Below are 18,497 nucleotides of genomic sequence, written 5' to 3'. Positions count from 1 at the left end.
GCAGCGGGATGACGGGCGGAGCGGTACTCGCCGTCGACCAGGGCACCTCGGGCACCAAGGCCCTCGTCCTCTGCCCCGAACGCGGGGTCATCGGCACCGGGGAGGCACCGGTCCGGCCCCGCTACCTCCCCGGCGGCCTTGTCGAGGTCGACCCGCGTGAGCTGTACGCCTCGGTGGTCGCCGCGGGGCGCGCTGCGCTCGCCGAGGCAGACACGCCCGTCGCCGCCGTCGGCCTCGCCAACCAGGGCGAGACCGTACTCGCCTGGGACCCAGCCACCGGGGAACCGCTCACCGACGCCCTCGTCTGGCAGGACCGCAGGGCGGCCACCGTCTGCGCCGGTCTCGACGCCCACGCCGAGGAGCTGCGCCACCTCACCGGCCTCCCGCTCGACCCGTACTTCGCCGCGCCGAAGATGGCCTGGATCCGCCGCCACGCCACCGGCGCCGGTGTGGTCACCACCAGCGACGCCTGGCTCGTCCACCGGCTCACCGGCGCGTTCGTCACGGACGCGGCGACCGCCGGACGGACCGGTCTCCTCGACTTCGACACCGTCACCTGGTCACCGACCGCCCTCGACCTCTACGGACTGGGCGGCGAGGCACTCCCCCGGGTCGTGGACTGCGACACCCCGGTCGGCACCACGACCGCGTTCGGCCCCGCGCTGCCGCTCACCGGGCTCCTGGTGGACCAGCAGGCGGCGCTGCTCACGCAGAGCGCCGACGATCCCGCCGCCGCCAAGTGCACGTACGGCACGGGCGCCTTCCTCCTCGCGCAGACCGGGCCCGAGCCCCGGCGCGCGTCCTCCGGTCTGGTGAGCTGCGTGGCCTGGCGGCTCGGCGGACGCGTCACCCACTGTCTCGACGGCCAGGTGTACACGGTCGCCTCGGCCGTGCGCTGGCTCACCGACCTGGGCGTGATCGCCGGCGCCGGGGAGCTCGACGCGGTCGGCGGCGGCGTCCCGGACGCGGGCGGCGTCACCTTCGTGCCCGCGTTCGCGGGGCTCGCCGCGCCCTGGTGGCGGGGGGACGTACGCGGCTCGCTCACCGGCCTCGGCCTGGACACCGGCCCCGGGCATCTGGTGCGCGCCCTGTGCGAGGGCATCGCCGCCCAGGTCGTGGAGCTCGCCACGGCGGCCGCCGCGGACCGGGGGGCGCCGCTGACCTCGTTGCGCGCCGACGGCGGTCTGACCCGGTCGGCGCTGCTCATGCAGACCCAGGCCGATCTGCTGCAACTCCCCGTCGAGGTCTCCTCGCTGCCCGATGCCACGGCGCTCGGGGTCGGCGCGGTCGCCCGGCTCGGGCACGAGCCGGGGCTCACGCTCCGCGAGGCCGTGCCGGAGTGGAAGCCCTCGGCCGTGTACGAGCCGCGGATCTCGGGCGACGAGGCGGCGGCCCGCCTCGCTCGCTTCCGCGCGGAGGTGTCGGCGCTGCTGGAGCGGTCGGGCGGCGCGGCACGTGCCGGATCGGACGACGGGGCCGTATGAGCGTCACACGGACCGGGCCGCTGCCCACCGGAGAGGCCGCGGCGTACGACGTCGTGGTGGTCGGCGCGGGGGTCGTCGGCTCCGCGATCGCCCGCGCCCTGGCCCGCCACCCGCTGCGGATCGCACTGGTGGAGGCGGCGAACGACGTCGGCGACGGCACGTCGAAGGCCAACACCGCCATCCTGCACACCGGTTTCGACGCCACGCCCGGCACCCTGGAGGCCCGGCTCGTGCGCGAGGGACACGGTCTGCTCGGCGCGTACGCACGCGAGGCCGGGATCCCCGTCGAGCCGCTGGGCGCCCTCCTCGTCGCGTGGGACGAGGAGCAGCGGGCCGCGCTCCCCCGGCTCGCCGCGAAGGCGGAGCACAACGGCCACCACGCCACCCGACTGCTTTCGTCCGCCGAACTGGCGGCGCGGGAGCCGCACTTGGGGCCCGGTGCGCTGGGCGCGATGGAGGTGCCGGGCGAGTCGGTGATCTGCCCGTGGACGACGACCCTCGCGTACGCGACGCAGGCCGTCCGCTCCGGAGTGGACCTGCACCTGAACTGCCGCGTGGAGAAGGTGCGTCCAGGTGATCCGTACCACCGGCTCGTCACCCGGCGCGGGGTCCTGCGGACCCGTCTCCTCGTGAACGCCTGCGGTCTTCACGCCGACGCCTTCGACGCGCTGGTCGGCCGCGAGGACTTCACCGTCACCCCGCGTCGCGGCCAGCTGATCGTCTTCGACAAGTTCGCCCGCGACCTCGTCCGGCACATCCTGCTCCCCGTGCCGGGGCCGCTCGGCAAGGGCGTGCTCATCTCGCCGACGGTGTACGGGAACGTCATGCTCGGGCCCACCGCCGAGGACCTGGACGACAAGACCGCCACCGGCACGACCGCCGAGGGGCTCACCGGACTGCGCGAGCAGGGCGGCCGGATCCTCCCCGCGCTGCTCGACGAGGAGGTCACCGCCGTCTACGCCGGGCTGCGGGCCGCCACCGGACGGGAGGACTACCGGATCGCCGCCCATCCCGGGCTGCGGTACGTGACGGTGGGCGGGATCCGCTCCACCGGGCTCACCGCCTCCCTGGCCATCGCCGAGCACGTGCTCGGCCTCCTCGCGGACTGCGGCCTCGACCCGGGACCGGCCCGGCCGCTCGCCCCGGTCCGGATGCCGAACCTCGGCGAGGACTTCCCCCGCCCGTACCGTGACGCCGGCCTCATCGCGCGCGAGCCCGAGTTCGGGATGATCGTCTGTCATTGCGAGCGGGTCACCCGGGGTGAGATCCGGGCCGCCCTCACCTCCACGATCCCGCCCGGCGGCCTCGACGGACTGCGCCGCAGGACCCGCGCCCGCGGCGGCCGCTGCCAGGGCCACCACTGCGGTGCGGAGGTGCGGGCGCTGTTCGAGGAGCGGCCGCGTGAGCGGCGGTCGTACGGAGAGACGGCCCGGTGACCCGTACGGTCGACGTCGTCGTCGTGGGCGCCGGGCCCGCCGGGCTCGCCGCGGCGGCCCGGCTCGCGGCCGCGGGCGCGGGCCGCGTCGAGGTCCTGGAGCGGGAGGCCACGGCGGGCGGGGTGCCGCGGCACTGCGTACGGACCGGGTTCGGCGCGGACCTCCGGGGGCGCGCCCTGGACGGCCCGGCGTACGCGCGGCGCGCCGTGCGGGCGGCGCTACGGGCCGGGGCGGCCGTCCGGACCGGCGTCTCGGCCACCGGCTGGGCCGGGCCCCTCACCCTGGACGTCACCGCCCCGACCGGACTCGAACGGATCCGGGCGGGCGCGGTGGTCCTGGCGACCGGAGCCCGGGAACGGCCCCGCAGCGCCCGGCTCGTCCCGGGCACACGCCCCGCCGGTGTCCTCACCACCGGCGAACTCCAGCGGACCGTCGCCCGGTTCGGGCCGCGGCGGGAGCACATCGGGCGGCGGGCGGTGGTCGTGGGCGGCGATCCCATGGCTGGGGGCGCGGTGCGGACACTGCGCGCGGCCGGGGTGGAGGTGGCGGCCGTCGTCACCGGACTCCCCTCCCCCGCCGCCGCGTTCGCGGGGGTCCCGGTCCTCGCCGGCACGGTCGTGACGGAGCTGCTCGGACGCGGCCGCCTCACGGGGGTCACTGTGCGGAGCGGGGACGGCCGGGCGGCTGTACTGCGCTGTGACACGGTGGTCTTCACCGGTGACTGGATCCCGGACCACGAACTCGTCCGCGCCCGCGGCCTGCCCCTCGCCCCGGGCGCCCGGGGGCCGCTCACCGACGCGGCCTTCCGCACCGCCGAGCCCGGGGTCTTCGCCGTCGGCAACCTCCTGCGCGGAGTGGAGCCGGCGCTCGCGGTCGCCGCCGAGGGGCGGGCGGCGGCCGCTGCCGTGCTCGAACGGCTCGACGGCCGCCCCTGGCCGTCCGACCGGGTGCCCGTGACGGCGGCGGGCCCGCTGCGGTGGGTGACGCCCGGTCTCCTCGGTCCGGAGGCCGCCTCCCTGCTCGTCCGCCCGGAGCGGCGGCTGGTACGCCCCGTCCTGACCGTCAGCCAGGCCGGCGTCCTGCTGCGGCGGGAGCGGCTGGACGGGACGCTCGTCCCCTGGCGATCGGTACGGCTCGGGGCGCGGTGGACCGGCGGCGTGGACCCCGGGGGCGGCCCGGTGACGGTCGGCGCGGAGGAGTAGGAGGTGTCTGGCCCATTGGGCCGGGCCCGTAGGAGAGACTGGTACGCATGCCGGACAAGCGCAGTGCGGGTCTCCTGGTCTTCCGCCGTACGACGGGCGGTGGCGTCGAGGTCCTGATCGGTCACATGGGCGGCCCCTTCTGGGCGTCACGCGAGGAGTCGGCCTGGTCGATCCCCAAGGGCGAGTACGAGCCCGACGAGACGCCCGAGGCCGCGGCGCGCCGTGAGTTCGGGGAGGAGCTGGGGCTCCCGGCCCCCGACGGCGAGTGGTTCGCCCTCGGCGAGACCCGCCAGCGGAACGGAAAGCTCGTCACGGTGTGGGCCGTCGAGGGCGATCTCGACCCGGCCGAGGTGGTGCCGGGGACCTTCGTCATGGAGTGGCCGCCCAGGTCGGGCATCCGGGAGGAGTTCCCGGAGATCGACCGGGTGGGCTGGTTCACTCCGGAGGCGGCCGCTCCGCTGCTCGTCTCCGGGCAGCGGGTCTTCCTGGAACGGCTGGTGGCGCACCTCGACGGGCGGGCCTGAGCCCGATTGTCAGACCCGTACGAGAGGGTGGTGAGCGCCGAACTGTCGAGAGGGAGCCCGACATGACCACGATCACCGCCACCGAGCGCGCGGCCGCCCAGGCGTATCTGCGGCTGCTCGAATCCACGCAGGCCGTGCTGACCGACCCGCAGCTCGCCCCGTACGCCGGGGTGATGCTCACCCACACGATGGCGGAGGCGGACGAGGCACTCCGCGCCGCAGGACTCGCCGGGAACGAGGACCGGCTGCTGCGTCTCGTCTCGTCCCTGCGGACCTCCCCGGCCACCGCCTGGGGGCGCACCGGTTGAGGCGGCGCCGCCCGCCGCGGCCGGGGCTGTTCCGCCTGCCCCGCCCGCGGCGAGCGCGGCGTTGCCGAGCCGGTGCCGTCAGGCGCCCGGACGGACGGGGAGGGCCCGGACGCTGTTGCCGACGAAGCCGGAGTGGCGGGTCAGCTCGGCCTCCGGGACCGCCAGGTCCAGGTCGGGGAAGCGGGTGAAGAGTGCCTCCAGGGCGATCGCGGCCTCCATCCGGGCGAGCGGGGCGCCCAGGCAGTAGTGGGGGCCGTGTCCCAGCGAGAGGTGCTTGGTCTTCGCGGCCCGGGTGAGGTCGAAGCGGTCGGCGTCCGGGCCGTGGGCCTTCGTGTCGCGGCCCGCGGCCGAGTAGCCGGCGAGGACGGGGGTGCCCTTCGGGATGACCGTGCCGTCGACCGTCAGGTCGCGGGTCGGGTAGCGGAACGGGAAGTAACTGACCGGGCTGTCCCAGCGGAGGGTCTCCTCCACCACGTCGGCCCAGTCGGCGCGGCCTTCGGTGACGAGGGCGAGCTGGTCGCGGTGGGCGCAGAGCGCCCGGACCGCGTTGGTGACGAGGTTCAGGGTGGTCTCGTGGCCCGCGATGATCATCAGGAGCAGTGTGCCGATGAGCTCGGGCTGGCTGAGCCGGTCGCCTCCCTCGTCCCGGGCGGCGATGAGGGCGCTGGTGAGGTCGTCGCCGGGCGCGGCGGCCTTGTCGGCGGCTATGGAGCCGAGGAGCTCGACGAGTTCTCGGTTGGCGGCGACGGCCCGCGCGGGCTCGGTGTCGGTGGCGACGACCAGGCTGGAGAGGTGGTGCAGCCGGTCGTGGTGGGCCGGGTCGACGCCGAGGAGTTCGCAGATGACGCCGAGCGGCAGCGGAAGCGCGTAGTGGCGGCGCAGATCGGCGACGCCGCCGGCCGCGCGTGCGGCGTCCGCGAGTCCGTCGAGGAGTCCTGCGGTGACCGTCTCGACGCGCGGGCGGAGCTCCTCGACCCGGCGGGCGGTGAAGGCGCTGCTGACCAGGGTGCGCAGCCGGCGGTGGTCGGCCCCGTCGGCGGTGGTCATGCCCGGCACGGTGGCGAAGGTCCGCAGCGGCCAGCCGTCGGGTATGCGGCCCTCGGTGAGGGCGGTGAAGTGGTGGGGCCCCTTGGCGACGTCGGGGTGGGAGAGGAAGTCGCGGAGCGCGTCGTGGCCGAGGACCGCCATGCCCTCGATCTCGCCGGGCAGCACCACCGGGACCACGGCGCCCGCGGCGAGCAGCCGGGCGTTCTCGGCGTGCGGGCAGCCGCCCGCCGGGTCCATGCGGTGCGGCGGCCGGCCGGCGGCCGGGGCGGGGTGCGGTGTGTTCAAGGAAGGGACTCCTGACTGCGGACGCGGGCCGTCGCGGGCTGCTTCGGCAGGTGAGCGGTCAGATCCTACGGCCGGCCACGCTCTGTTCGTAGGGAGTCGTCCGGGGTGCCCCGCTCCTCCCGGCCGCTCCGGCCGAGGAGTTCGGCCAGGCCGCGGCGGGTGGCGGCCACCACCACCCGGTCCCCCGCTCCGAGGAGCCGCTCCGGCTGGAGGCGCCAGCCCTGGCCGGAGCCGGTACCGCGTCCGTCGAGGGCGATGACCCGCCAGGCGCCGGGGCGGAAGGCCTCGGCGACCGTCCGGCCGTCCAGGAGCGGATGGTCCGCGACGTCCACGGCGGCGAAGAGGAGGACGCGGCGCTCGACGGGTACGGCTCCGAGGATCTGGCGGCCCATCATGGCGCACGCGAAGGCGGGGGCGGCGAGGTGGGAGACGCTGCGGCTCCGGGTGAGGGCCCCGGGGTGGGCGGCGCGCAGGGTGCGGAACACCGCGGTGGCGAAGTCGTCGTCGAACAGACGCAGGACGACCCGCAGGTGGGGGGTGACGGCGCGGGCGGAGAGCGCGGCCTCCAGGTTGGTGATGTCGACGCTGGTCAGGGCGAGGAGGGCGTGGGCGCGGTGGATGCGGGCCGCCTCCAGGACGCCTTCCTCGGTGACGTCGCCGATGACGGTGGGGACCCGCAGCCGGCGGGCGACGGCGACGCCCCGGGCCTCCGGGTCGGACTCCACGCACACCACCGGGATGTTCAGCCTGCGGAGCCGGCCGAGGACGCGGGTGCCGACCTTGCCGAGCCCGAGGAGGACGACGTGGCCGGAGAGTCCGCGCGGCGGGCGGCGCAGGGTGGTCGCGGTGCGGAAGGTGCCGAGGCCTTCGAGGAGGGCGGCGACGATCACCGGGAGCAGGAGGAGGCCGACGAACCCGGCGAGGATCTGGAGGACCTGGCGGCCGGTCGGCTCGCCGAGCGCCGGGTCGCCGATGGCGAAGATGTCGAGGAGCGTCAGATAGGCGGCGTGCAGCGGATGGTCGCCCGTGGTGAAGGTGGAGGCGAGGGCGAGGGCGAGGACGGCGCCGACGGCGCCCGCGAGGGACCAGCGCAGACGGCGGGAGAAGAGCGAGGCGACGGGCAGCGCGGAGGCGGCGAGCCGGGCCGGCGGAAGGGCCGGGCCGGCCGGGGTGACCGCTTCGAGGGTGACGGCCGCCCGTCCGGTGGCGGCGGCGACCGTCCGGTCGTCCGGCAGGAGCCGGGGGCCCTCGTCGCCGCTGCGCTCGGAGCCCTCGCAGCCGGCCGGGTCGCCGGCGGTGGCGGAGAGCAGGGCGAGCGTGCAGAGCCCGGGGTCGGGTGCCCGGCCCGCGACGGGCGGGCGGTCGACGGCGTGCAGCAGCAGTCCCCCGGCCTGCACCACCTTGCTGGTGCCCGCGACGGCGGCCGCGGCGAGGCCGGGAGCGGCGGTGTCGACGTCGGAGAGGACCGTGGTGGCGGCGTCGAGCTTCTCCGGGTCGAGGCCGGGTTCCACGACGGCGGCGGCCTGGTCGAGGAGGGTTTCGAGGTGCTGGCCCAGCTTGCGGTTGTAGAGCCGGATCACCAGGCGCAGCCGGGGGTTGAGGCGGCGGGCGGTGAGCGCGGCCCGGATGTTCGTCTCGTCGTCCTCGTGGACGAGGGCGAGGGCGGCGGCGCGCTCCGCACCGGCGTCCGTCAGGGCCCGGTCGTCCGCCTCCGGGGCCTCCACGACCCGCAGGGTGCCGGTGGGATCGGCTCCGTCCGGGGCGGCCGTCGCTCCGGTCCCGGTGGTGCGGGTGACGGCGGCGGTCACCCGCCCGAAGAGGGCGAGCGCCCGGCCGGTGCGCCCGGCGGGTGTGCGGGGTGCGTCGGGCAGCGCCGGCACGAGGAGGGTGACCTGCTCTCCGTACACCTCGTGGAGTTCGCGCGCGAGGCGGTGGGCGAGGGCGTCGTCGCCCCACACGATCATGTGCCCGGCACCGGGGGCGGTCCGGGGCGTCCGCTCGCTCCGGGAGGCGGGCGCGCCGAAGGGACCGGTGGGCGTCCCGGCGGACCGGGCGGGTCCGGGGACGGACCGGGCCGCCGGTTCGGCGGGGGCCGCCGCGGTGGCGCGGTCCGGAACGGCGCTGCTCTGGTACGGGTGTGAGAACACGTCACAAGGATGCCCTGCGCACCGACAGCGGTTCCCCCGCTCCGAAGCCCGCCCGTCTTCGGCCGGGGTCCGCCCCGGGGCTTGCCGGGTGCACCACCCGGGCGGACGCGCGACGCGCCGCCGTACGCCACACCCGCTACGCCGGTCGGCGCACTCCGATCTGCGTGGTCCGCGGCGCCTTCCTACGGTGACTGAATGATCGTCACGTCAGCTGTCCGTCAAGTCGCCGCCGGTTCCGCGGCGCTGCTGTTCGTGCTGCCCGTACCGGCGGCCGCCGCCTCCCCCGCCACGCCCGTGCCCCGAGCCGTGTCCTCGGTCGGGGAGCCCACGCCGCCCGCCCGCCAGTACGTCGAGCCGGCGCGCCTCGACCGGAAGGGCACCCAGGTGGAGCGGTTGCCGGGGGCGCCCGCCCTGCCCTCGGTGTCCGCGCTGTCGTGGGTGGTGGCGGACGCCTCCTCGGGCGAGGTGCTCGCCGCGCGGAACGCGCACCGCAAGCTGCCGCCGGCCAGCACCCTCAAGGCGCTGTTCGCGCTCACCGCGCTCCCCCACCACGAACCGACCGAGCGGCACACGGTGGCCGATGCCGAGCTGGCCGGGATCGGGGCGGGCAGCAGCCTGGTCGGGGTGAAGGAGGGGTACTCGTACAAGGTCTCGGACCTGTGGAACGGCGTGTTCCTCAGCTCGGGGAACGACGCCGTCCACGTCCTGGCGGCGATGAACGGGGGCTGGGAGTCGATGACCCGGCAGATGCAGGAGAAGGCCCGCGCCCTCGGCGCCGAGGACACCCATGTGGTCTCCCCCGACGGGTACGACGCCCCCGGCCAGGTGTCCTCCGCGTACGACCTGGCGGTGTTCGGCCGCGCCGGGCTCCGGGACCCGGCGTTCACCCGGTACTGCTCGACGGCGTACGCGGACTTCCCCGCGGGCTCCTGGTCGTACGGCATCGCCAACACCAACCGGCTTCTGACGGGCGCGGACGGGGTGGCCCGCTACCCGGGGCTGATCGGGATCAAGAACGGATACACCAGCAACGCGGGCAACACCCTGATCTCGGCGGCCCGGCGGGGCGACCGGACCCTCGTCGTCTCGGTGATGAACCCCCAGGAGGGCGGCGGGTACGCCGTGTACGAGGAGGCGAGGGAGCTGCTCGACTGGGGCTTCGAGGCGGCGGGACGGGTGCGGCCCGTGGGCGTGCTCGCGCCGGTACGGGCGAAGGCGGCGGCCGACTCGGGCACGCGACCCGTGTCGATGACCCGCGAGGGAGGCGGCACCCAGGCACCGGTGACCGCTCCCCGGAGCGGGGCGGAGGCGGTGGCCGCGCCCGGGAACGCGCCCCGGGCGGCGGAGCCCTCCGGCGCCTCGGCCGGGCTTCCGCTGACCCTGGTGGGCTCGGCCTGCGCCGCCGCGCTCGCCCTGTGGGGGTGGCGGCGCAGGCCCGCCCACCGGGCGTGACGGCCGCGGCTCAGGGCCGCCGGTCGGGCGGCGCTCTGAGGGCACCGGTCCCCGTCGTGCCGGCGACGGTTCGGTGGGCGCCGCACGATCCGGCTTCTAGCCTGCCGGGACACCGTCCGGGACCGGCCCGGACGATGCTCCCGAAGGAGTGACGCGATGACGGCTGGGACGGCCATGGACGGGACGACGGCGGGCGGGACGAGGACGGCCGCGGCGATGACGGGCGGCGCGCCGGACGATGATCCCTCGCCCGCCGCGCGGATCGCCGCGCGGTTCCGCGAGGTGAACGGTGACCATCCGATGACCGCCGCGGACGACGCGTACGTCACCGCCCAGTTCGTCCCGCTGGAGACGCTGTGCGCCGCGCTCGGCCGGGACCCCGACGCGGTCCGGCGGCTGATGCTCGCGGGCCTGCTGCCGCTGCCCGGCTATCTGCGGTCGGACGGCGCCGAGATGGTGCCGCGCGATATGTTCGCGCTCGCCGACCGGGCGGGCGGCGCCGACCGGCTGCGCGCGTGGTTCACCGGGCACTGGGAGGACCCGGCGCGGGGCGAGGCGGAGTGGGCGGCGTACCTGAGCGGCCAGTACGTCTGCCTGCACTCGGTCACGCCGGCGACCATCCGCCGGAAGGACGAGCTGACGGCGGACATCGCCGCGCGCCTGGCGTCGGCAGGGGCCGATCCCTCGCCGGAGTGGCGCGACGCCCTCCACGCGCGCGTGGACGCGCTCGACGCCCTGGAGCCGGCGTTCACGGCGTACGACCGGCTGCGCTTCGGCGGTCCCACCTCGCGGGAGACCTGCGTGGACGCGCCCCGGGCGCTCTACCCCCGTACCCGCGACTGAGCGGCGGTCCCGGTGGCCAGGGCCCCGGGACCGCCGCTGTCAGGCGGGTCAGGCGCCCACGTACTCCGCGAGGTGCTCGCCGGTGAGGGTCGAGCGGGCCGCGACGAGCTCGGCGGGCGTTCCCTCGAAGACGATCGTCCCGCCGTCGTGGCCCGCGCCGGGACCGAGGTCGATGATCCAGTCGGCGTGCGCCATGACCGCCTGGTGGTGCTCGACCACGATGACCGACTTGCCGGAGTCCACGAGCCGGTCGAGCAGGCCGAGGAGCTGCTCGACGTCGGCGAGGTGGAGACCGGTGGTCGGCTCGTCGAGGACGTAGACGCCGCCCTTGTCGCCCATGTGCGTGGCCAGCTTGAGGCGCTGCCGCTCGCCGCCGGAGAGCGTGGTGAGCGGCTGGCCGAGGCTCAGGTAGCCGAGTCCGACGTCGGCGAGCCGGGCCAGGATGCGCTGCGCGGCCGGGGTGTGCGCCTCGCCGGAACCGAAGAACTCCTCGGCCTCGGTCACCGGCATCGCGAGGACCTCGCTGATGTCCCGGCCGCCGAGGAGGTATTCGAGCACCGAGGGCTGGAACCGCTTGCCCTCGCAGTCCTCGCAGGTGGAGGAGACACCGGCCATCATCCCCAGGTCGGTGTAGACGACGCCCGCGCCGTTGCAGGTGGGGCAGGCGCCCTCGGAGTTCGCGCTGAACAGCGCCGGCTTCACGCCGTTGGCCTTGGCGAAGGCCTTGCGGATCGGGTCGAGCAGCCCGGTGTACGTGGCGGGGTTGCTGCGCCGGGAGCCGCGGATCGCGCTCTGGTCGACGGAGATCACCTCCTCGCCGGCGGGGATCGAGCCGTGCACGAGCGAACTCTTGCCGGAGCCGGCGACTCCGGTGACGACGGTGAGGACCCCGAGCGGGATGTCGACGTCGACGTCGCGCAGGTTGTGCGTGGACGCGCCCCGGATCTTCAGGGCTCCGGTGGGCTTGCGCACGGACTCCTTCACGGCGGCCCGGTCGTCGAGGTGGCGGCCGGTGACCGTGCCGGAGGCCCGCAGTCCGTCCACGGTGCCCTCGAAGCAGACGGTGCCGCCGGCCGTACCGGCCCCGGGGCCCAGGTCGACGACGTGGTCCGCGATGGCGATGGCCTCGGGCTTGTGCTCCACGACGAGCACCGTGTTGCCCTTGTCGCGCAGCTGGAGCAGCAGGTCGTTCATCCGCTGGATGTCGTGCGGGTGGAGGCCGATGGTGGGCTCGTCGAAGACGTACGTGACGTCGGTCAGCGAGGAGCCGAGGTGGCGGATCATCTTGACGCGCTGTGCCTCGCCGCCCGACAGCGTGCCCGACGGCCGGTCGAGCGAGAGGTAGCCGAGGCCGATCTCCACGAACGAGTCGAGGGTCAGCTGGAGCGCGGTGAGCAGCGGCGCTACGGACGGCTCGTCGAGGCCGCGGACCCAGGCGGCGAGGTCGCTGATCTGCATCGCGCAGGCGTCGGCGATGCTGATCCGCTTGATCTTCGACGCCCTGGCGCCCTCGCTGAGCCGGGTGCCGTCGCAGTCGGGGCAGGTGGTGAAGGTGACGGCCCGCTCGACGAACGCCCGGATGTGGGGCTGCATGCCCTCCTTGTCCTTGGCCAGGAAGGACTTCTGGATGCGCGGGATGAGCCCCTCGTACGTCATGTTGATGCCCGCGATCTTCATGCGGGTGGGCTCGTGGTGGAGGAAGGCCTGGAGTTCCTTCTTGGTGTACTTGCGGATCGGCTTGGCCGGGTCGACGAGGCCCGATTCGCTGTAGAGGCGGTAGTTCCAGCCGCCGGGCGTGTAGCCGGGGATGGTGAGCGCGCCCTCGTCGAGCGACTTGGAGTCGTCGTAGAGCTGGGTGAGGTCGATGTCGGAGACCGTGCCCCGGCCCTCGCAGCGCGGACACATGCCGCCCGTGCGCTCGAAGGTCGCCCGCTCGGTCTTCTTGGTGCCGCGCTCGACGGTGATCGCGCCACTCGCCCGCACCGAGGGGACGTTGAAGGCGTAGGCGCTGGGCGGGCCGATGTGCGGCTTGCCGAGGCGGCTGAAGAGGATCCGCAGCATCGCGTTGGCGTCGGTCGCGGTGCCGACGGTGGAGCGGGGGTCGGCGCCGAGACGCTGCTGGTCGACGATGATCGCGGTCGTGAGGCCGTCGAGGACGTCGACTTCCGGCCGGGCGAGGGTCGGCATGAAGCCCTGGACGAAGGCGCTGTACGTCTCGTTGATCAGCCGCTGCGACTCCGCGGCGATCGTGTCGAACACGAGGGAGCTCTTGCCCGAGCCGGAGACGCCCGTGAAGACCGTGAGCCGGCGCTTCGGGATCTCGATGCTCACGTCCTTGAGGTTGTTCTCGCGCGCGCCGTGCACGCGGATCAGGTCGTGCCGGTCGGCGGCGTGGGGTACGGACGCCTGCTTGTCCGCCCTCGGTGCCTTGCTCATCGTGTCTCCAGCCTTCGCGCATGTCCTGACGGTGCACCTCCGCGGCCGTGGCCGAGCACGTCGAGCGCGTCGAACCCGGTGAGCGCGTCGCGCACGGACGGGGTCTCGGGCGCCTCGCGCACGTGAGCGAAGGTCATGGCAGTCACGCTAGTGGCGGCACGGTGGCCACGCTTCTCGATTCCTGATCTCCTCCGCCCGTCACGTAGCGTTCCGCGGCGAGGACGGCCTCGCGGGCGGTGCGTTCTCCCATCAGGACGCACAGGGTGTACGCCGTGTCCTCGAAGCGCCGTCGGGCCGACAGGTCGCACGGCCTGTCCAGCACGGTCCGCTCCTGGGCGCGGAATTGCCGGAGCAGCCGGTCGACGGTGTTCCTGTCGGGCAGCAGCATGGCCGTTCTCCTGTCTCCTGAGTCGCTCCATATTCCCGGTCGTCGGCCCCGCTCGCGACCCATACGGACACGCTGGGTGACACGCCCGGCACAGCGTGACTGCCGGAGTGCGGTTCCGCCGGTCATGGCGGAGGGTCGGAGACATGAACCCGAGTACGCTCTCGCGCGTCGTCGTCACCGGCGCCACCGGCAACGTGGGGACGAGCCTGGTCCGGATCCTGGCGCGCGATCCGGGCGTCGGCTCGGTCCTCGGTCTCGCCCGCCGCCGCCCGGCCCTCGACCTGCCGGGCGTGGAGTGGGCCGAGCTCGACCTCTCCCGGGAGGGGGACGAACCCCGGCTCGCGCAGTACGTGGCGGACGCGGACGCGGTGGTGCACCTGGCCTGGCGGTTCGGGCCGACCCACGACCCGGTGGAGACCTGGCGGACCAACGTCCTGGGCGCGGTCCGCGTCTTCGACGCGGTGGCGGCGGCACGCGTGCCGGTCCTGGTGCACGCCTCGTCGGTGGGCGCCTACTCCCCGGGGCCCGAGGGCGGCGCGCCGGTGTCCGAGGCATGGCCGACGCACGGCTGGCCGGGCGCCGCGTACACCCGGGAGAAGGCCTACCTGGAGCGGGTCCTCGACACCTTCGAGCGGGACCATCCGCTGACCCGCGTGGTCCGGATGCGTCCGGCGTTCCTCTTCAAGGAGGAGTCGGCGAGCGAGCAGCGGCGGATCTTCGCGGGGCGGTTCTTCCCCGGGCAGCTGATGCGGCCCGAACTGCTGCCGCTGGTCCCTGAGTTCGAGGGGCTCCGGTTCCAGGTCCTGCACACGGAGGACGCGGCCGACGCCTACCGGAGGGCGCTGCTGCGGGACGTCCGGGGCGCGTTCAACCTCGCCGCGGACCCGGTGATCGACGGCACGACGCTGGGCGAGCTGCTGCACGCGCGGCCGGTGAAGGTGCCCGCCGGCGCGGTACGGGGCGCCCTGTCGGCGGCCTGGCGGCTGCGGCTGGTCCCGGCCTCCCCGGGGCTCTTCGACGCGCTGCGGCACCTGCCGCTGCTCGCCACCGACCGGGCCCGGCGGGAGCTGGGCTGGGAGCCGGCGGCGAGCTCGCTGGAGGCCCTGGAGTCGTTCCTGCGCGGGGTCCGCGGGGGCGCCGGCGACGACACGGCCCCGCTGACGGGGCACCGCATCGGCTGACGGACCGCGCCCGGCCGCCGCGGCGTCGTCCCGGGAGCGGGGGCCGCTCCGGGCGTGGCGCCCGCTGCTTCAGAAGGTCAGCGGGGTGCGGCGGACCAGTCGACGAGGCGTATCGCCGCGCCCGCGGCCTCGCGACCGCGGCAGTGGGCGCGGTGGCGGCGCAGGACGGCGTCGATGTCGAGGTGGCGGGCGAACTCGGGGCGGGCGGCGAGGCGCTGGGCGTAGGCCCACAGCGCGGGGTGCCCGGCGACCCGGTCCATGGCGGCGGCGTCGAGGTGCCAGCGGTGGACGGTGTCGAGCTGGACGAGCGTGACCCAGACGTGCACGTCGGCGGCGGTCGGGGCGTCACCGAGGACGTAGGGCCGGTGGGCGAGACGGCGTTCCAGTGAGCCGAGGGCGGCGAAGAGGGCGGTGAGCGGGTCGCGGTGGGCGGCCTCGCCGTCGAGACCGAGCTCGCCGGCGCGCTGGGCGGCCCGGTTGACGCTCCGTTCGCACAGGTCGGCGATCGCCTCGATGGTGTCGCGGTGCGCCTCGGGCAGCAGGTCGGGGCCGTCGCCGCGGAAGCGCAGGGCGAGGTCCCGGAGGATGTCGGGGACGTGGGTGCTGACGATCCGTCCGGTCCAGCCGTCACTGAGGACCGGTGCGGCGGCCGGCCCGGTGTAGAGGTGGGCGCTCGCCTCGTACAGCGGGCGGAGCCCGGCGTACCCGCCGTCGGGTGTGTCGGGCGTGCCGGAGAGCACGGTGAGCGGGAGCGTGTCGTCGAGTCCGAGCAGGCTGTGGGTGAGGGCGATGCTCAGACACCGGGGGTCGGACGGGTCGACGTGCAGGCGGTAGCGGTGCGGGACGGCGTAGTGGCCGCTGCTCGCGTCGCGGCCGATCCTGCCCCGGAAGAGGGGCACGGCAGAGGCGGGCAGGAGCGAGGACGGGACGACGACGGACATGCTTCTCCCTTGGGGTGCTCGGTGCTGGGTCGGGCGGCGTGCGCAGGGTTCGCCCACGACGGCGCGATGGGCGACGGCTCGGTGTGCGACGGCCGGCGTTCGCGACGCGCCGGCCGCACGGGGCCCGGTGGCAGCAGAGGTACGGGAAGGAGGAGACGGGCGGACCGCGGCGGGCGCCCGGGACCTGTCGCGCGGATCAGGTCCCGTCGGACGGAGGGACGCCCGGGCGGGAACGGCGACTCGCGGCGCTGCAGACCCGCAGCAGATCGATGTGCCGACGGGACGTGAGGGGCAGCGAGCGCGGGAGGGACGCGGCGGGTGAGGTGTCTCTCCGGCCGGTGCGTCCCATGTTTTCCTACCTGTTCGCTCGGTTTTCCCGTCCATGAGTCTCCGGCGGGTGGCGAACGCCGTCAAGGGCGCGGTTCGGCCGTCTCAGAGCGCGGTACGACTCGTCTCACGGGCACGGTCGGGTTGCCGAGCGGACGTGGTCGGACTCGCCCGACGGAGGCGACGGCCCGGCTTCACGGGTGCGGTGCGGACGCCGGCTTCGCGGGTGCCGTACGGGTGCCGGCTTCGCGGGCGCGGTTCGGCGCGCCTCGCGGCCCACGCCTCCGGGCGTACGGATCCGGTCACCCCGGTGCGGGATAATGCGCGCATGCGCATTTCAGCCAGGGCCGACTACGCGGTGCGGGCCGCCCTCCAGCTCGCCGCAGCCCAGGGCGCGGGGCCGCTGAAGGCCGAGGCCATCGCGGCGGACCAGGACATCTCGCACAAGTTCCTCGAGGGCATCCTCGGCGACATGCGCAAGGGCGGTCTGGTCCAGAGCCAGCGCGGCGGCAACGGCGGTTTCTGGCTGGCCCGGCCGGCCGAAACGATCTCGGTCGCGGACGTCATCCGCTGCGTGGACGGTCCGCTGGTGTCCGTGCGCGGGGAACGGCCGCCGGATCTGTCGTACACGGGACCGGCCGAGTCCCTGCTCACATTGTGGATCGCACTGCGGGCGAGTGTCCGCGGGGTGCTCGGGGTGTCCCTCGCGGAACTCGCGGCGGCGGAGCTCCCGGCGGAGATCGTCGCCCTCGCGGACGACCCGGAGGCGTGGACCAACCCGTGACCACCCTGCGGGCCAACCCCTCGCCACCTGCGCGAAGCTGACGCCATCTCGCCTCCCGATACAGCCTTGTCCAGCCTGTGGACGCCCCTTGGGATCACGGGTGCACCTCTGCCAATATCCCTACTATTCCAGTGGGAATACTAGGGATCAGGTGAGGTGACGTGAGTACGCCGAGGAAATCGCCGAAGAGACCAGCGATACGCACCGCCTCCGCACCACCCGGCCGACCCGTCGACCGGCCCGCCGACGACGAGATCTGGCCCCGCGTCACCCGCGAGCTCGCCGACGACCTCGCCGTCGACGCCCTCGAACGGGACCGGGCCGGCAAAGCCCCCTTCGACGAGGTCGCGCGGCTCCAGGAGGCGGGCCTGCCCGCCCTCCTCACGGCGCCGGGACCGACCCGGCGGGGTGCGGACCTGCGGGCCGCCTGCGCGGTCGTACGGGAGATCTCCGCAGCCGACAGTTCGGTGGGCGAACTCCTCGCCCACCACTACGCGCTGTCCTGGAGCAGTCGCTTCTTCGGGCCCCCGCTCGACGCCGAAGACGCGTGTTCCGCCTCGTACGAGGCGGAGGACGCACCCGCCGTCGGCGACGCGCGCTCCCCCGCGCTCGCCCTGGACGTCCGCACGGCCGAGGAGCGCTGGCTGCTCGCCGGCGGTGTCGAACCGCCGCGCGCCGAGTCCGGCCCCGGTCTCACGCTCACGCCCGCCGGGGCCCCCGGCCGCGGCTGGACCCTGGACGGGCGCCGCGCCTTCGCCTCCGGAGTGACGGTCGCCGACCGGCTCGTCGTGGGCGCGCGTCCCGGCGGCACCGGCGACCTCCTGGTCGTCCTCGTGGACCCGGCCCACCCGGGGGTGTTCACGGACGCCGGTGCGGACCGGGTCGGGCAGCGCCTGGCCGGGGCCGGCACGGTCACCTTCGACCAGGTCCCGGTGGAGCCCTGGCAGGTCCTCGGGACCCTCCCGCACGACGAGCACGCCGTCGCGCCGTTCACCACCCTCGCACCGCTCGCCCTGCGGCTGCTTCTCGTCCAGGTCGGGCTCGGCATCGCCGAGGGGGCGCTCGCCGAGGCCCGGGACATCAGCCGCGCCGGACAGGCCGGCCCCCTCCCCGCCGACCGCGCGGCGGGCTCCCCGGCCACGGCCGGCGACCCGTCTGCGGCGGGGGACGACCCGTACCTCCTTCTGGCCTACGGGGAGCTGGCGACGGCGGCGCACGCGGCCGCCGCGGTGGTGGAGCGGGCGACGGAGGCCCTCGCCCGTGGGCTGCTCGCGGAGTGGTCGCTCGGCCTGGACGAACGCGCCGACATCGCCGTGCTCGTGGCGGCGGCCGAGACCGTCACCGGCCGGGCGGCCGTCCACATCACCACCCGCATCCTGGAGCTCGTCGACGGCACGACGGGAGCCGAGCCCCACGCCGGCGGTCCGGGCTTCGACCGCTTCTGGCGGAACGCCCGCGCGCTCACCGCCCCCACGCAGGCGGCCCACCGGCTCCGGGACATCGGGGACCACTACCTCAACGGCACTCACGCCAGGCTCACTCTGCTGGCCTGAGCCTCCGGATCGCCCTCCCGGGTCCTCGCGCACGCGGCGCTCCTCCTCGCGGCCGTGCCCGGTGGCGGTTCTCCCGCAGGGCTGACAGGCTCGGCCGTGGATTGACGCGCCGCGCTGACGAGGAGTGTCGGGGCGGCCGGCGCCGGAAAGTCCTTCCGC

Annotated in this window: 16 protein-coding genes; 10 read left to right on the top strand and 6 right to left on the bottom strand. The window is 75.2% G+C overall.

Annotated elements, in window-relative coordinates; translation table 11 throughout:
- Window positions 1-8: 8 nt before the first annotated feature.
- The 5 genes from ACZ51I_RS12720 (at window position 9) to ACZ51I_RS12700 (ending at window position 4,954) form a co-directional block, all read left to right on the top strand.
- On the top strand, window positions 9-1,484 hold the full coding sequence (locus ACZ51I_RS12720; RefSeq protein WP_468874616.1) for an FGGY family carbohydrate kinase: 1,476 nt from the start codon (window positions 9-11) through the stop codon (window positions 1,482-1,484).
- Window positions 1,481-2,920, top strand: a complete 1,440-nt coding sequence (locus tag ACZ51I_RS12715) for an FAD-dependent oxidoreductase (protein ID WP_468874613.1) — start codon at window positions 1,481-1,483, stop codon at window positions 2,918-2,920. The genes ACZ51I_RS12720 and ACZ51I_RS12715 overlap by 4 nt, the downstream gene beginning before the upstream one ends.
- Window positions 2,917-4,122 (top strand): FAD-dependent oxidoreductase, encoded by a 1,206-nt coding sequence (locus ACZ51I_RS12710; RefSeq protein ID WP_468874610.1) that lies wholly within the window; start codon window positions 2,917-2,919, stop codon window positions 4,120-4,122. The genes ACZ51I_RS12715 and ACZ51I_RS12710 overlap by 4 nt, the downstream gene beginning before the upstream one ends.
- A gap of 47 nt (window positions 4,123-4,169) precedes the next feature.
- A complete protein-coding gene (locus ACZ51I_RS12705) occupies window positions 4,170-4,646 on the top strand; it encodes an NUDIX hydrolase (RefSeq protein ID WP_468874608.1) in 477 nt (158 codons plus the stop codon).
- A 62-nt stretch (window positions 4,647-4,708) separates the two neighbouring features.
- Window positions 4,709-4,954 (top strand): hypothetical protein, encoded by a 246-nt coding sequence (locus tag ACZ51I_RS12700; RefSeq protein ID WP_468874606.1) that lies wholly within the window; start codon window positions 4,709-4,711, stop codon window positions 4,952-4,954.
- Window positions 4,955-5,032: 78 nt separating this feature from the next.
- Here the strand turns inward: ACZ51I_RS12700 and ACZ51I_RS12695 are convergent, their stop codons facing one another.
- Both ACZ51I_RS12695 and ACZ51I_RS12690 read right to left on the bottom strand, forming a co-directional pair.
- Window positions 5,033-6,238, bottom strand: a complete 1,206-nt coding sequence (locus tag ACZ51I_RS12695; protein ID WP_468875625.1) for a cytochrome P450 family protein — start codon at window positions 6,236-6,238, stop codon at window positions 5,033-5,035.
- Between the two features lie 113 nt (window positions 6,239-6,351).
- The gene (locus tag ACZ51I_RS12690; RefSeq protein ID WP_468875623.1) at window positions 6,352-8,250 is read right to left on the bottom strand and encodes a potassium channel family protein; all 1,899 of its coding nucleotides are present in this window, start codon (window positions 8,248-8,250) and stop codon (window positions 6,352-6,354) included.
- 378 nt (window positions 8,251-8,628) lie between these two features.
- Here ACZ51I_RS12690 and ACZ51I_RS12685 point away from each other — a divergent pair, with 378 nt between their 5' ends.
- Together ACZ51I_RS12685 and ACZ51I_RS12680 are read left to right on the top strand one after the other, a co-directional pair.
- Window positions 8,629-9,885, top strand: a complete 1,257-nt coding sequence (locus ACZ51I_RS12685) for a D-alanyl-D-alanine carboxypeptidase family protein (protein WP_468874603.1) — start codon at window positions 8,629-8,631, stop codon at window positions 9,883-9,885.
- Between the two features lie 216 nt (window positions 9,886-10,101).
- Entirely contained in the window at window positions 10,102-10,728 is a 627-nt protein-coding gene (locus ACZ51I_RS12680) for a DUF6058 family natural product biosynthesis protein (RefSeq protein WP_468875621.1), read from the top strand.
- A 48-nt stretch (window positions 10,729-10,776) separates the two neighbouring features.
- Here ACZ51I_RS12680 and ACZ51I_RS12675 read toward each other — a convergent pair whose 3' ends face one another.
- Genes ACZ51I_RS12675 through ACZ51I_RS12665 form a run of 3 tightly spaced genes read right to left on the bottom strand, consistent with a single transcriptional unit; the run spans window position 10,777 to window position 13,552 of the window.
- Window positions 10,777-13,164 (bottom strand): ATP-binding cassette domain-containing protein, encoded by a 2,388-nt coding sequence (locus ACZ51I_RS12675; protein ID WP_468874601.1) that lies wholly within the window; start codon window positions 13,162-13,164, stop codon window positions 10,777-10,779.
- Entirely contained in the window at window positions 13,161-13,301 is a 141-nt protein-coding gene (locus tag ACZ51I_RS12670) for a hypothetical protein (RefSeq protein ID WP_468874599.1), read from the bottom strand. Before ACZ51I_RS12670 ends, ACZ51I_RS12675 begins: the two co-directional genes overlap by 4 nt.
- A 5-nt stretch (window positions 13,302-13,306) precedes the next feature.
- Entirely contained in the window at window positions 13,307-13,552 is a 246-nt protein-coding gene (locus ACZ51I_RS12665; protein WP_468874597.1) for a DUF5133 domain-containing protein, read from the bottom strand.
- A 143-nt stretch (window positions 13,553-13,695) separates the two neighbouring features.
- On the opposite strand from ACZ51I_RS12665, the gene ACZ51I_RS12660 reads away from it, so the two are divergent.
- On the top strand, window positions 13,696-14,733 hold the full coding sequence (locus ACZ51I_RS12660; protein WP_468874594.1) for an NAD-dependent epimerase/dehydratase family protein: 1,038 nt from the start codon (window positions 13,696-13,698) through the stop codon (window positions 14,731-14,733).
- A 77-nt stretch (window positions 14,734-14,810) separates the two neighbouring features.
- Here ACZ51I_RS12660 and ACZ51I_RS12655 read toward each other — a convergent pair whose 3' ends face one another.
- Window positions 14,811-15,674, bottom strand: a complete 864-nt coding sequence (locus ACZ51I_RS12655) for a glutathione S-transferase C-terminal domain-containing protein (RefSeq protein ID WP_468874592.1) — start codon at window positions 15,672-15,674, stop codon at window positions 14,811-14,813.
- Window positions 15,675-16,329: 655 nt separating this feature from the next.
- Between ACZ51I_RS12655 and ACZ51I_RS12650 the strand changes: the two genes are divergently transcribed.
- A complete protein-coding gene (locus tag ACZ51I_RS12650) occupies window positions 16,330-16,785 on the top strand; it encodes an RrF2 family transcriptional regulator (RefSeq protein ID WP_468874590.1) in 456 nt (151 codons plus the stop codon).
- 161 nt (window positions 16,786-16,946) lie between these two features.
- Window positions 16,947-18,338: an acyl-CoA dehydrogenase family protein gene (locus ACZ51I_RS12645; RefSeq protein WP_468874587.1), complete on the top strand. Its 1,392-nt coding sequence runs from the start codon at window positions 16,947-16,949 to the stop codon at window positions 18,336-18,338.
- The last annotated feature ends 159 nt before the right edge of the window (window positions 18,339-18,497 follow it).

This window comes from Streptomyces sp. NPDC034084, assembly GCF_055575535.1.
This window is presented reverse-complemented; position numbering and strand designations above follow the sequence as displayed.

Bases quoted from the DNA above. Each gene is read 5' to 3' on its own strand.
- ACZ51I_RS12720 (WP_468874616.1), top strand. From the start codon at position 9: ATGACGGGCGGAGCGGTACTCGCCGTCGACCAGGGCACCTCGGGCACC.
- ACZ51I_RS12715 (WP_468874613.1), top strand. From the start codon at position 1,481: ATGAGCGTCACACGGACCGGGCCGCTGCCCACCGGAGAGGCCGCGGCG.
- ACZ51I_RS12705 (WP_468874608.1), top strand. From the start codon at position 4,170: ATGCCGGACAAGCGCAGTGCGGGTCTCCTGGTCTTCCGCCGTACGACG.
- ACZ51I_RS12700 (WP_468874606.1), top strand. From the start codon at position 4,709: ATGACCACGATCACCGCCACCGAGCGCGCGGCCGCCCAGGCGTATCTG.
- ACZ51I_RS12695 (WP_468875625.1), bottom strand. From the start codon at position 6,238: ATGGACCCGGCGGGCGGCTGCCCGCACGCCGAGAACGCCCGGCTGCTC.
- ACZ51I_RS12690 (WP_468875623.1), bottom strand. From the start codon at position 8,250: ATGATCGTGTGGGGCGACGACGCCCTCGCCCACCGCCTCGCGCGCGAA.
- ACZ51I_RS12685 (WP_468874603.1), top strand. From the start codon at position 8,629: ATGATCGTCACGTCAGCTGTCCGTCAAGTCGCCGCCGGTTCCGCGGCG.
- ACZ51I_RS12680 (WP_468875621.1), top strand. From the start codon at position 10,102: ATGACGGGCGGCGCGCCGGACGATGATCCCTCGCCCGCCGCGCGGATC.
- ACZ51I_RS12675 (WP_468874601.1), bottom strand. From the start codon at position 13,164: ATGAGCAAGGCACCGAGGGCGGACAAGCAGGCGTCCGTACCCCACGCC.
- ACZ51I_RS12670 (WP_468874599.1), bottom strand. From the start codon at position 13,301: ATGACCTTCGCTCACGTGCGCGAGGCGCCCGAGACCCCGTCCGTGCGC.
- ACZ51I_RS12665 (WP_468874597.1), bottom strand. From the start codon at position 13,552: ATGCTGCTGCCCGACAGGAACACCGTCGACCGGCTGCTCCGGCAATTC.
- ACZ51I_RS12660 (WP_468874594.1), top strand. From the start codon at position 13,696: ATGAACCCGAGTACGCTCTCGCGCGTCGTCGTCACCGGCGCCACCGGC.
- ACZ51I_RS12655 (WP_468874592.1), bottom strand. From the start codon at position 15,674: ATGTCCGTCGTCGTCCCGTCCTCGCTCCTGCCCGCCTCTGCCGTGCCC.
- ACZ51I_RS12650 (WP_468874590.1), top strand. From the start codon at position 16,330: ATGCGCATTTCAGCCAGGGCCGACTACGCGGTGCGGGCCGCCCTCCAG.